Annotated in this window: 12 protein-coding genes; 7 read left to right on the top strand and 5 right to left on the bottom strand. The window is 58.0% G+C overall.

Annotated elements, in window-relative coordinates; all coding sequences use genetic code 11:
* The first annotated feature begins 220 nt into the window (after positions 1–220).
* Positions 221–1180 carry a LysR family transcriptional regulator gene (locus ATI14_RS30740; protein ID WP_016974696.1) on the top strand — a complete coding sequence of 320 codons (960 nt, stop codon included), beginning with the start codon at positions 221–223 and terminating at the stop codon, positions 1178–1180.
* Positions 1181–1277: 97 nt separating this feature from the next.
* Here ATI14_RS30740 and ATI14_RS30735 read toward each other — a convergent pair whose 3' ends face one another.
* From ATI14_RS30735 to ATI14_RS30715, 5 genes are all read right to left on the bottom strand, one after another.
* Positions 1278–1922, bottom strand: coding sequence for an HAD-IB family hydrolase (locus ATI14_RS30735; protein ID WP_031320524.1), 645 nt, complete (start codon positions 1920–1922; stop codon positions 1278–1280).
* Positions 1923–1993: 71 nt separating this feature from the next.
* Entirely contained in the window at positions 1994–2710 is a 717-nt protein-coding gene (locus ATI14_RS30730; protein ID WP_080520041.1) for an HNH endonuclease, read from the bottom strand.
* Between the two features lie 99 nt (positions 2711–2809).
* On the bottom strand, positions 2810–3388 hold the full coding sequence (locus tag ATI14_RS30725) for a BRO-N domain-containing protein (protein WP_016974693.1): 579 nt from the start codon (positions 3386–3388) through the stop codon (positions 2810–2812).
* Between the two features lie 314 nt (positions 3389–3702).
* Positions 3703–4956 (bottom strand): ribonucleotide-diphosphate reductase subunit beta, encoded by a 1254-nt coding sequence (locus ATI14_RS30720; RefSeq protein ID WP_100831545.1) that lies wholly within the window; start codon positions 4954–4956, stop codon positions 3703–3705.
* Positions 4957–5516: 560 nt separating this feature from the next.
* Positions 5517–5786, bottom strand: coding sequence for a DUF2790 domain-containing protein (locus ATI14_RS30715; RefSeq protein WP_016973729.1), 270 nt, complete (start codon positions 5784–5786; stop codon positions 5517–5519).
* A gap of 396 nt (positions 5787–6182) precedes the next feature.
* Here ATI14_RS30715 and acs point away from each other — a divergent pair, with 396 nt between their 5' ends.
* The 6 genes from acs (at position 6183) to ATI14_RS30685 (ending at position 12868) form a co-directional block, all read left to right on the top strand.
* Positions 6183–8138, top strand: coding sequence for an acetate--CoA ligase (gene acs, locus ATI14_RS30710; protein ID WP_016973728.1), 1956 nt, complete (start codon positions 6183–6185; stop codon positions 8136–8138).
* Positions 8139–8700: 562 nt separating this feature from the next.
* Complete coding sequence (locus ATI14_RS30705; RefSeq protein WP_016973727.1) at positions 8701–9486, top strand: ABC transporter substrate-binding protein; 786 nt, start codon at positions 8701–8703, stop codon at positions 9484–9486.
* 91 nt (positions 9487–9577) lie between these two features.
* The gene (locus tag ATI14_RS30700; protein ID WP_016973726.1) at positions 9578–10267 is read left to right on the top strand and encodes an ABC transporter permease; all 690 of its coding nucleotides are present in this window, start codon (positions 9578–9580) and stop codon (positions 10265–10267) included.
* Positions 10264–10962, top strand: a complete 699-nt coding sequence (locus ATI14_RS30695; RefSeq protein ID WP_016973725.1) for an ABC transporter permease — start codon at positions 10264–10266, stop codon at positions 10960–10962. The genes ATI14_RS30700 and ATI14_RS30695 overlap by 4 nt, the downstream gene beginning before the upstream one ends.
* 1 nt (position 10963) lies before the next feature.
* The gene (locus ATI14_RS30690; RefSeq protein WP_016973724.1) at positions 10964–12076 is read left to right on the top strand and encodes a succinylglutamate desuccinylase/aspartoacylase family protein; all 1113 of its coding nucleotides are present in this window, start codon (positions 10964–10966) and stop codon (positions 12074–12076) included.
* 27 nt (positions 12077–12103) lie between these two features.
* Positions 12104–12868 (top strand): ABC transporter ATP-binding protein, encoded by a 765-nt coding sequence (locus ATI14_RS30685; RefSeq protein WP_016973723.1) that lies wholly within the window; start codon positions 12104–12106, stop codon positions 12866–12868.
* Positions 12869–12919: the final 51 nt, after the last annotated feature.

The raw sequence follows: 12919 nt of genomic DNA, 5'->3' as shown, positions 1-12919 counted from the left end.
CTCACGCTTGTTTTTAGAAGAGTCGGAGGCAGTAAAAAACTAAAAAGACCTGATCGCAGTGTCAGGTTTCTACGGGTGTTAAATCAGCCTCTGTGTGCTGTTCAACCCGCTATATTCAAGGTTGCCAAGGGCGGATGTTTACGGCCATTATCGCCGCCTGGCTATGTTCAAGGATTGGGTTAAAGCCTGTTGAATATGGCACTTGAGGTCAACGCGTATTATGGAAACCCCACTTTCCACTTCTGGAAACATACCGCCAAAACCCGGCACACGACCGCCCCTGCAACTGAGCGGGCTGGACTTCAAATTGCTGCGCGTGTTCATGGCCGTGGTCGAAGCTGGTGGCTTCAGCGCTGCGCAAAACGAGCTGAACGTGGGCCTGGCGGCCATCAGCAAGCAGATTTCCGACCTGGAAATCCGTATCGGCATGCGCCTGTGTACACGGGGCCGGGAAGGCTTCGGGCTGACCGAAGAAGGTAAGCTGGTGTATCAGGCGTCCATCGAGTTATTTGCCTCGGTGGACAGTTTTCGCGACAAGCTTAGTTCGGCGCAAAACGAGCTTATTGGCGACCTTAGTGTGGGGGTTATTGATAACACCGTGTCCGACGTTAATTCCCCGCTCATTGCGGCGCTGGGGAAATTACATGGCGAGTCGCCGAAAATCAGATTGCGCTTACATGCCTCGCAACTGGACGAAGTTGAGCGTGGCGTAGTGGAAGGGCGCTTGATTGTCGGCATCGTGCCGGTTTATCAACGTCGCGAAGAGTTCGATTATTTTCCGCTGTACGAAGAAAAGGCCCACGCCTACTGCGCCGTAGGACATCCACTGTTCAACGCGAGCGAAATAACACCGGAAGTACTGCGCCAATACGAAGTGGTCAACCATCGCTATGCGATCCACCGCGACAAGGCCAACTTCGTCACCTACGACAGCCAATCCGCCTCGGCCTCACAAGTGGAAGCCGTCGCCATCCTGATCCTCACCGGCCGCTTCCTCGGCTTCCTGCCGGAACACTACGCCGCACCGCTGGTAAGAGAAGGGCGCCTGCGCGCACTGTGCCCGGAACAGGTTCAACTGAGCACCGCCTTCAACCTGATCCTGCGCCACAACGCCCCGAGAAGCCCGATGGTAAAAGCCTTCGCAACGGCGTTGGGTGTAGACCTCAAGGCCGCAACATAGCCCCCGCCGAACACCGATCAACATGTGGGAGCTCTCGAGCCCCAGCGAGGCAGCGAAGGGATCGCCTCGGTCTACCCGCCAACCCCACCCACCCGCATCACCGCTGCAACCGAGCCCGTTTCTTCTTCGAATGAAAATGCCGAAAATGCGCATCCTGCGCCGCCGCCAACAACTCCCGATCCCCACGCGTATCGCCCCAAGCCCTCAGCCGATACTCGCCCAAATCCCCATACACCGCCTCAAGCCGCAGCACCTTGTTCTCACAGCGGCAGTTATTCCCCGTGAGCTTGCCGGTCAACACCCCGTCCACCACCTCAAGCTCAGTTCCGATCAACTTGATCCCCAGCCGATCGGCAAACGGCTGCAACACCAACGCCGGCGACGCCGAACACAGCGTCACCACCGCCCCGGACTTCACCTCATCCGCCACCGACTGCAAGCCCGTCGGCCGCATCAACCGTGGCCACGTCTTCTGGCAATACGCCTGCGCCTTCTGCTGAACCCAAGCCTTCTCCACCCCCGTCATAAAGGTGCGGATCAACTGCGCCTTCAACTCATCCCGACTGATCTGCCGCACCAAAAAACGCAACCCCGGCACCGCCAGCTTGAGCATCCGGCCGTAAAACTCACCGGGGCCGAAGGCAAACTTAAGGAAGGGCACGAAACTGTCGTGGTGGGTCAGGGTGCCGTCGAAGTCAAAGACGGAGAGTACTTTGGCGTCAGCGGGGCCGGCTTCGAGCATGTCTGGGTTCACGGGTGGGCCTCGGTCCTATCTAATCAATGGGGTGATGCATCAACTGTGACAGCAGGCGTTTACTCGCGTATCAATCTTTCGATTTTAGAGTAAAGCGCGGCGGTGAAAGCCTCCCGATCGCTCGACCGGTGACAACGCTGATGGCAATTGGGGCACAAGGCTACAGCATTGCTCGTGCGATCCGAACCCTTCTGGGCGAGGTGCTTGACGTGATGTACTTCAAGAAATGGCTGGCCGTTATCTAGGTTGAACGGTGCATGTAAACCGCAACCTTCACAAATACCCGCCGCCTGCTGACGCACCCAAGCTCGTACTTCTGGATCGCGTACGTAGGACGTGCTGGTTGTGCTGACTTGCTGCGGCGTGGTGATGCCTTCGGGCTTAGTCTTGATGGGTTTGCTTTGAAGCTTTGCCGCGCGCCTTTCCAATAGTGCTTCATCAGAAGTGGGGGCGTTGTCTTGATATTCAACGATGCCGCGTTGTTCAAGCATTCTACGAATACGAGAGACGATTCCTGAGCCGACATTATTTGCAGCGGTGTAACCTGCAATTGGCGTGTGATTCAGCGTTTCAAATACAGCAGAAATATTGCGCATCCGGTAGTCGACCGACGCCAAAGACCGAGCGCCTAGAGCGCTTTCGCGCAGAAGCTCGTGCTCAGCTTTCTTGTTAAGCGGCTGGCCGAGGCTTTCCAATTTCAACATTTTAAGGTAGCCATCGACGGACGCTTCAAGCTCCTGATCGCTCCATCCGGTATTACTTTTTTTCGTGTCCATACAGCCGCCGAGGGTAGAAAACCCTCGGACGATACTGAGTAGCCAATATTGCGTCTACGAAATTTCCTACGCTTCAGCAGGAATTGGCTGTCGCTTACTTTATTGAGTTCGCTGCTTCATTCGGAAGCCCTGAGTGAGCTTTTTCCACCATGAAGCCCTTGGCGCTTCACTTCGATAGGTTCGGTTCACCAATAAATACGGCATATCCCGAAGCCGAATCCAGCCTTCATCCTGCCAATGCAACAGATTTAACGACATCTGCGGCCAATCCAACATGCTCAACAACGGCCGCTCTACTGCTTTTGCCTGGTGTTCGTCGCGCAATGTCGGAATAACTTCATGAGTGAGCCAATTTCGTAGCTGTCTGTTCTCTGGCGCGTAGTGATAGACCAGCAGCGCATAGGCGCCGGACTCGCTGATCATCAACATTTCTTCCGGTTGACCGTGGTACAGCAATCGCAGGGTTTGTTTCTGATCCTCGTCGAGCTTACGAGTCGTCCGTTCATCCAGGTAGTAGCCCATCAAACGTCCAAGGTCGCGCGCGCAGAACCATGCTTGGTTTTCTATAAGTAGGGCGTGAAGTTGAAGAGAGTGACGCGTGAATACAATGGCAATCGACGGCTCAGTCGTGCCTGCCTTCTTTGCAGTCAGCAAATCGAGCAAATATTGATTAGGCATTTCCTATGACCTCTACGTGATTTTCAGGAGGGCTAGAGCCCAACGTAGAGACGGATTAAGAAACTCCAACTGAGCTGGCCTCAAGACAGCATGCGCACCGCCTGACGGAGGTCAGATGGATGTTCAGCTGTGTGGTTGAGGCAACCGTCTACGTTGGGCGTTTCTTAGGCACCGGCGGACGAGGTTATTTAGCTATGCCATTTACATCAACCATCGATTGGACGATCTGAGTGTAAGAAGGCTCCCATCTGGATCAACGGGCATAAAAAAGCCCTGAGCGAGTCAGGGCTTCTTAATTGTACTCGGCTCAGGAATCAATCCCAGCTCAGCGCACCGCCAGTCTGATACTCAATAACCCGAGTCTCAAAGAAATTCTTCTCTTTCTTCAAGTCCATGATTTCGCTCATCCACGGGAACGGGTTGGTGGTCCCCGGATATTCTTCCTTCAAGCCAATCTGCGACAGACGACGGTTAGCGATGAACTTCAGATAGTCCTCCATCATCGCCGCATTCATGCCCAGCACCCCGCGCGGCATGGTATCCCGCGCGTATTCAATCTCCAGCTGCGTCCCCTGCAAAATCATCTGGGTCGCTTCTTCCTTCATCTCGGCATCCCACAAGTGCGGGTTTTCGATTTTGATCTGGTTGATCACATCGATACCGAAGTTCAGGTGCATCGACTCATCGCGCAGGATGTACTGGAACTGTTCGGCCACGCCGGTCATTTTGTTGCGGCGGCCCATGGACAGGATCTGGGTGAAGCCGCAGTAGAAGAAGATGCCTTCCAGCACGCAGTAGTAAGCGACCAGGTTGCGCAGCAGTTCTTTGTCGGTCTCAACGGTGCCGGTTTCGAACTTCGGATCGGAGATCGAGCGGGTGTACTTCAGGCCCCACGCCGCTTTCTTCGCGACCGATGGAATCTCGTGGTACATGTTGAAGATTTCGCCTTCGTCCATGGCCAGCGATTCGATGCAGTACTGGTAGGCGTGGGTGTGGATCGCTTCTTCGAAGGCCTGGCGCAGGATGTACTGGCGGCACTCCGGGTTGGTGATCAGGCGGTACACGGCCAGGACCAGGTTGTTGGCTACCAACGAGTCGGCGGTGGAGAAGAAGCCGAGGTTGCGCATGACGATGCGACGTTCGTCGTCGGTCAGGCCTTCGGGGTTTTTCCACAGGGCGATGTCGGCGGTCATGTTGACCTCTTGCGGCATCCAGTGGTTGGCGCAGCCGTCGAGGTACTTTTGCCAGGCCCAGTCGTACTTGAAGGGTACGAGTTGGTTGAGGTCGGCGCGGCAGTTGATCATGCGCTTTTCGTCGACGGCGACGCGGGCGGAAGCGCCTTCGAGTTCGGCGAGGCCTTCGGCGACGTCGAGGCTGTCGAGGGCGGCTTTGGCGCGGATGATGGCGGCGGAGTCACTGGCGGTGACGGCGCGGGCTTCGATGGCGGCAGCGGCGCCGGCACCGTCGAGGCGGTCCATGTTGGCTTCGGTGGCGTGGCCGGCGTTGGCGCCTTTGGTGGTGGCTACTTCGCCGTCTTCTTCTTTGTCGAATTCGTCCCAGCTCAGCATGACGTGTCGTCTCCTGCGTGAGGGCTCAAAGGTGCCCGTGTGAAACCGGATGGTTGGGTGTTCACACGGCCCTGAGGCCGCGGTGGATCTTAAGGAATCGTTTGTTGCAGCTAGCGCACGCATTAAACGTAATTGGGTTACGGGTGCTCTGCGTGAGGCTTGAGGTGCGCAGCGGTCGGTGCAAGCTTGCGCGGGAGGCCTCAGGTCTGGCTCTTCATCCCGGTGTAAAGGGATATTGCAGGCCCGATTTACCCGCGCATTGTAGGTGAAAAATTCGGGTTTGTGTTGGGGCGGATGGTCACGGATGACAGACAAAAAGCCTGCTATTTGAGCCAGAGTGAGGGTTTACAGGGGTTTGGCGGGGTGACGGGCGGTGGAGGTATTTTGTTGAGGCTGGGGAGGGGTGGCTGTTGCTGAGTGCGGTGGTGTGGCGGCTGTCGCTATCGCAGGCAAGCCAGCTCCCACATTTGGATTGGGGTGTGGCGGGGATGGGGCCTTGGCCGCAGGAACGATTTCCTGCGGCTACCAAGATCCGGGTTTGAAACTAACTTGATAAGTTATTAGCCGTTAGAGCAACCGTTGCCCATGACTTGATATTTAAGAATGTGGCGTTGGCCTTGCGAGTCTTCATATTCCATTTGTACGGGAACAACTTGGCAAACTTCCGGGATGGTACTCATGGACAATACTTTGGCCACGTCCAGGTGGGTGCTGTAAGTATAGTCTTCAACAATCGGGGTATTGCTGCCAGCTACGTCAGTCGCGGCCTCGTCGGCCAGGGCGGCGGTGGCGCACAGGCTGCTGAGGGCCATAACTACTAAAGCTTTCATTTCTCTATTTACCTTATTGAGGTCGAAGTGGGTCACGGGGCCCTTGTGAGGCCACGTGTGTAACTTGGGGTTGGAAAGTTCGGATTAACGTTGCCTTCGTGGGGGCTGTTACGTTGTTAATCACAGTGCCTTGTTGGCGGAGTTGATTTTAGGCCTGAGGGTTATATTCATATACCCGCACTTTTGATAAACACTATTGGCGGTTTTTGTAACAATCCCCTGGTAAAGCTTTTTTCATCAAGGCGCAAAGCGCCACGGGCCGCGGGCCAGAGCAGCAAAACCACATGGCATGGCATTTTGTAGGGGCTTGTTACTACCATCGTCGAATGGTTCTATGGGGGCGCCCCGGCTACAACAGGGCCTACAAAAACAACGATTGTCACCGAGGTAAGAAAGATGAGTGCGGCTTCCCTGTACCCCGTTCGCCCCGAAGTAGCAGCCAATACGCTGACCGACGAGGCGACCTACAAGGCCATGTACCAGCAGTCGGTGGTCAACCCCGATGGCTTCTGGCGTGAGCAAGCCAAGCGCCTTGACTGGGTCAAGCCTTTCACCGCGGTGAAGCAGACCTCTTTCGACGACCACCATGTCGACATCAAATGGTTTGCCGACGGCACCCTGAACGTTTCCTACAACTGCCTGGACCGCCACCTCGCCGAGCGTGGCGACCAGGCCGCCATCATCTGGGAGGGCGACGATCCTTCCGAAAGCCGCACCATCACCTACCGCGAACTGCATGAAGAAGTCTGCAAGTTCGCCAACGCCCTGCGCGGCCAGGATGTGCACCGCGGCGACGTGGTGACTATTTATATGCCGATGATCCCCGAAGCCGTGGTCGCCATGCTGGCGTGTACCCGTATCGGTGCGATTCACTCCGTGGTGTTTGGCGGTTTTTCCCCGGAAGCCCTGGCCGGTCGCATCATCGACTGTCGGTCAAAGGTGGTGATCACGGCTGACGAAGGTATCCGCGCCGGTAAGAAAATTCCGCTGAAGGCCAACGTCGATGACGCGCTGACCAACCCGGAAACCAGCAGCATTCAGAAAGTCATCGTGTGCAAGCGCACCAACGGCAACATCAAGTGGAACCAGCATCGCGACATCTGGTACGAAGACCTGATGAAAGTGGCGGGCACCGTGTGCGCGCCCAAAGAGATGGGCGCCGAAGAAGCGCTGTTCATCCTGTATACCTCCGGCTCCACCGGCAAGCCCAAGGGCGTGCAGCACACCACCGGCGGCTACCTGCTTTACGCGGCCCTGACTCATGAGCGCGTGTTCGACTACCGCCCGGGTGAAATCTACTGGTGCACCGCCGACGTAGGCTGGGTCACCGGCCACACTTATATCGTTTACGGCCCGCTGGCGAACGGCGCGACCACGCTGCTGTTCGAAGGCGTGCCGAACTACCCGGACATCACCCGCGTCGCCAAGATCGTCGACAAGCACAAGGTCAACATCCTCTACACCGCGCCGACCGCGATTCGCGCAATGATGGCGTCCGGCACCGCGGCCTGTGAGGGGGTGGACGGCAGCAGCTTGCGTCTGCTCGGTTCGGTGGGTGAGCCGATCAACCCGGAAGCGTGGGACTGGTACTACAAGAACGTCGGCCAATCCCGTTGCCCGATCGTCGACACCTGGTGGCAGACCGAAACCGGCGCGACCCTGATGAGCCCGCTGCCGGGCGCCCACGCGCTCAAGCCGGGTTCGGCTGCACGCCCGTTCTTCGGTGTGGTGCCAGCGCTGGTGGACAACCTGGGCAACATCATCGAAGGCGCTGCCGAAGGCAACCTGGTGATCCTCGATTCATGGCCGGGCCAGGCGCGTACGCTGTACGGCGACCATGACCGTTTCGTCGACACCTATTTCAAGACCTTCCGTGGCATGTACTTCACCGGTGACGGCGCGCGTCGTGATGAAGACGGTTACTGGTGGATCACCGGGCGTGTGGACGACGTGCTGAACGTGTCCGGCCACCGCATGGGCACTGCCGAGATAGAAAGTGCAATGGTTGCCCACCCGAAAGTCGCGGAAGCGGCGGTGGTGGGGGTGCCCCATGACATCAAGGGGCAGGGCATCTATGTGTACGTCACGCTGAAAAATGGCGAGGAACCGAACGAAGCGTTGCGCCTGGAGCTGAAAAACTGGGTGCGTAAAGAGATCGGGCCGATTGCTTCGCCGGATGTGATCCAGTGGGCGCCGGGGTTGCCGAAGACGCGTTCGGGGAAAATCATGCGCAGGATTTTGCGCAAGATTGCCACGGCTGAGTATGACGGGCTGGGGGATATCTCCACCCTGGCGGATCCGGGTGTGGTGGCGCATTTGATTGAGACGCACAAGACCATGAACGTCGCGTAAGGCCGCGTACAGAGCCCCATTCGGTGAAAGCCGGGTGGGGCTTTTTTGTGGGCTCTGCCGATCGTTCCCACGCAGAGCGTGGGAACGATCATTTCCAAACCAATAAATATCGGTTTTTCAGGTAGGGCATTTCCGAATGTTACCGCCCCTGCCAAATGTGTAACCCGCCGCCCGATCCTGAGGCAATGCGCTACGGCAGCGCCCCGAAAAACCCCATTCCAGACACCCCCGGAAATAAGATTAAACGCCAGACTTGCCGTGCCAGAAGGGTTTGCGAATAATAGGCCCGCTATTTGCAGCATCAACAGGTTTAATATCTTTTGTCTCTGCATAAAACTCAGAGGCTGTCAATGTGCTGGAACCGTTTTCTCGGTGCTTCTGTAAATTGTTGTCGCATTGAGGAAATATCGGCTTCCGGCCTGTCGTTAGAATGCCGATCACTCGCTCGTCGTCTCAGGTGTTGAACCTGTGTAGGACGCAGCACCGCTATTCGGTTTCACTTAAGTCGCATCGTGGGCCCTGGCTCATTCTGCTTTTTGCCCTATACCGATGGAGTCCCAAGATGAAGAAACTCGTGCTGTTGGGCGCCCTGGCGCTGTCCGTGCTGTCCATGCAGGCTTTCGCTGATGAGAAGCCCCTGAAGATTGGTATCGAAGCGGCTTACCCTCCGTTTGCCTCGAAGGCGCCGGATGGCAGCATCGTGGGTTTTGACTACGACATCGGTAACGCCCTGTGCGCAGAGATGAAGGTCAAGTGTGTGTGGGTCGAGCAAGAATTCGACGGCCTGATCCCGGCGCTGAAAGTGCGCAAGATCGACGCGATCCTGTCGTCCATGTCCATCACTGACGACCGCAAGAAGTCCGTGGACTTCACCACCCGCTACTACCTGACCCCGGCGCGCCTGGTCATGAAGGAAGGCACCACCGTCAGCGACAGCCTGGATGAACTCAAAGGCAAGAAAATCGGCGTGCAACGCGGCTCGATTCATGACCGTTTCGCCAAGGAAGTGCTGGCTCCCAAAGGCGCCACCGTCGTGCCTTACAGCTCGCAGAACGAAATCTACCTGGACGTGGAAGCCGGTCGCCTCGATGGCACCGTGGCTGACGCCACCCTGCTGCAAGACGGTTTCCTGAAGACGCCGGCCGGTAAAGGCTACGCGTTCGTGGGCCCACAGTTCACCGACGTCAAATACTTCGGCGACGGCGTAGGCATCGCGGTACGTAAAGGCGACAAGGCCGATCTGGACAAGATCAACGCGGCCATCGCGGCGATCCGTGCCAACGGCGAATACAAGAAAATCCAGGACAAATACTTCGACTTCGATATTTACGGCGCTGACCCTAAGTAACTCGTCGCAGCTGTCTGTCCGCAATGGCGCAAGCAACAGAATTCCTGAGGTTTGCGCCATTTTTTCATCCCCCTTTTCGAGGACCTGAATCATGTTGAAAGGCTACGGGGCCGTCATCCTCGATGGCGCATGGTTGACGCTTCAGCTCGCCTTGTCGTCCATGGCCTTGGCCATTGTTCTGGGTCTGATCGGGGTCGCGTTGCGCCTGTCGCCGGTGCGCTGGCTGGCCTGGCTGGGTGACTTGTACTCCACGGTGATCCGCGGGATTCCCGATTTGGTGCTGATCCTGCTGATTTTCTACGGCGGTCAGGACCTGCTCAACCGCGTCGCGCCGATGCTCGGCTACGACGACTATATCGACTTGAACCCCTTGGCCGCCGGCATCGGCACCCTGGGTTTCATCTTTGGCGCCTACCTTTCGGAAACCTTCCGTGGCGCCTTCATGGCCATTCCCAAGGGTCAGGCAGAAGCCGGCATGGCGTATGGCATGAGCCCGTTCCAGGTGTTTTTCCGGGTGATGGTGCCGCAGATGATCCGGCTGGCGATCCCCGGCTTTACCAACAACTGGCTGGTACTGACCAAGGCCACCGCGCTGATTTCGGTGGTGGGCCTGCAAGACATGATGTTCAAGGCCAAGCAGGCGGCAGACGCCACCCGCGAGCCTTTTACCTTCTTCCTCGCAGTGGCGGCGATGTACCTGGTGATCACCAGCGTCTCGTTGCTGGCCTTGCGTCATCTTGAGAAGCGCTACTCGGTAGGCGTAAGGGCGGCTGATCTATGATCTTCGACTACAACGTCATTTGGGATGCCATGCCGCTGTACCTTGGCGGCTTGTTGACCACCCTGAAACTGCTGGCCATCTCGCTGTTCTTCGGCCTGCTTGCCGCCTTGCCCCTGGGCTTGATGCGCGTGTCCAAGCAGCCGCTGGTCAATGGCGCGGCCTGGTTGTTCACCTATGTGATTCGCGGCACGCCGATGCTGGTGCAGCTGTTTTTGATCTACTACGGCCTGGCCCAGTTCGACGCCGTGCGCGAAAGCTTCCTGTGGCCGCTGCTGTCCAGCGCCACGTTCTGTGCGTGCCTGGCGTTTGCGATCAACACCAGCGCCTACACCGCCGAAATCATCGCCGGCAGCCTCAAGGCCACGCCCAATGGCGAGATCGAAGCGGCCAAGGCCATGGGCATGTCGCGCTACAAGCTGTACCGCCGCATTCTGCTGCCGTCGGCCCTGCGCCGGGCGCTGCCGCAGTACAGCAACGAAGTGATCATGATGCTGCAGACCACCAGCCTGGCCTCTATTGTCACCCTGATCGACATTACCGGCGCCGCGCGCACGGTGAATGCCCAGTTCTACCTGCCGTTCGAAGCCTACATCACCGCCGGCGCGTTTTACCTGTGCCTGACGTTCATCCTGGTGCGCTTGTTCAAGTTGGCCGAAGGCCGCTGGCTGAGCTACCTGGCTCCACGGAAGCATTGATATGGAACGTATCGATCATCTGTTGCCCTGGGGCCACCTGGGCTGCGAGCGCCAGCTGAGTGTCTTTCGCTTCGGCAAGGGCGAGCGCAAGGCCTACATCCAGGCCAGCCTGCACGCCGATGAATTGCCGGGGATGCGCGCCGCGTGGGAGCTGAAAAAGCGCCTCACCGAGCTGGAACAGCAAGGCGCCCTCAATGGCGTGATCGAGCTGGTGCCGGTGGCTAACCCGATGGGCCTGGGCCAGTTGCTGCAAGGCAGCCACCAGGGGCGTTTCGAGGTCGGCAGCGGCAAGAATTTCAACCGTGATTTTGTCGAGCTGAGCGAGCCGGTTGCCGAGTTGCTCAAGGGCAAACTGGGGGATGATTCGCACGCCAACGTGCGCATGATTCGCCAGGCAATGGCCGATACGCTCAACGCTTTGCCCGCGCCCGCCAGCCAGCTGCAAGGCATGCAGCGCCTGCTGCTGAGCCACGCTTGCACCGCCGACGTGGTGCTTGACCTGCATTGCGACGCCGAAGCCGCGCTGCACATGTATGCGCTGCCGCAGCACTGGCCGCAATGGCGCTCGCTGTCGGCACACTTGAATGTGAAAGTCGGCCTGCTGGCGGAAGATTCCGGCGGCAGTTCGTTCGACGAAGCCTGCTCGTTGCCGTGGCTGCGTTTGTCTCAGGCGTTCCCCGAGGCGCAGATTCCGCTGGCGTGTCTGGCGACGACGCTGGAGCTGGGCGGCCAGGCCGATACGGGCCGAGACGAAGCCATCTTCCACGCTGAAGGCATTCTGGCGTTCCTGGCCGAGCAGGGCTTGATCAAGGGCGAATGGCCCGCGCCACAATTCGAACCCTGTGAAGGCTTGCCTTTTGAAGGCACCGAATTGCTGTTCGCGCCCCACGCCGGGGTGATCAGTTACCTGCGAAAGGCGGGTGACCTGGTCGAAAAAGGCGAGCCGATTTTTGAAGTGATTGACCCCCTGACCGACCGCGTGAGCATTGTGCACGCGGGCACTTCAGGGGTGTTGTTTGCCGTTGAACGGCTACGTTATGCCCAAGCGGGTTTCTGGCTGGCCAAGGTGGCGGGGCGCGAAGCGCTGCGTCACGGGCGCTTGCTCAACGACTGACCACCTGTTTTTGTGAGAACCGACCGCATGTACAAACTTGAAGTCCAAGACCTGCATAAACGCTATGGCAGTCATGAAGTGCTTAAAGGGGTGTCCCTGGCCGCCGCGGCCGGTGATGTGATCAGCATCATCGGTTCCAGTGGTTCGGGCAAAAGTACCTTTTTGCGCTGCATCAACCTGCTGGAGCAACCCCACGCCGGCAAGATTCTGCTCAACAACGAAGAGCTGAAACTGGTGGCCAACAAGGACGGCGCCATGAAGGCCGCCGACCCGAAACAGCTGCAGCGCATGCGTTCGCGCCTGTCCATGGTGTTCCAGCATTTCAACCTGTGGTCCCACATGACCGCGCTGGAAAACGTGATGGAAGCGCCGGTGCATGTGCTGGGCGTGTCGAAGAAAGAAGCCCGTGAAAAGGCCGAGCATTACCTGGCCAAAGTCGGCGTCGGCCATCGCAAGGATGCGTTCCCCGGCCATATGTCCGGTGGCGAACAGCAGCGCGTAGCCATCGCTCGTGCCCTGGCGATGGAACCTGAGGTGATGCTGTTCGACGAACCGACCTCGGCGCTCGACCCGGAGCTGGTTGGCGAAGTGCTCAAGGTGATGCAGGACCTGGCCCAGGAAGGCCGCACCATGGTGGTGGTGACCCACGAAATGGGCTTTGCCCGTGAAGTGTCGAACCAGCTGGTGTTCCTGCACAAAGGTATCGTCGAAGAGCGCGGCAACCCGCGTGAAGTGCTGGTGAACCCGCAGTCCGAGCGTTTGCAGCAGTTCTTGTCCGGCAGTTTGAAATAATCAAGGCTGCTTTTGTGCACTGAAGTAGTGCATGCTCCACAGCTTTAAAGC

The organism is Pseudomonas tolaasii NCPPB 2192, assembly GCF_002813445.1.
In the GTDB taxonomy this organism is placed as follows: domain Bacteria; phylum Pseudomonadota; class Gammaproteobacteria; order Pseudomonadales; family Pseudomonadaceae; genus Aquipseudomonas; species Aquipseudomonas tolaasii.
This window is presented reverse-complemented; position numbering and strand designations above follow the sequence as displayed.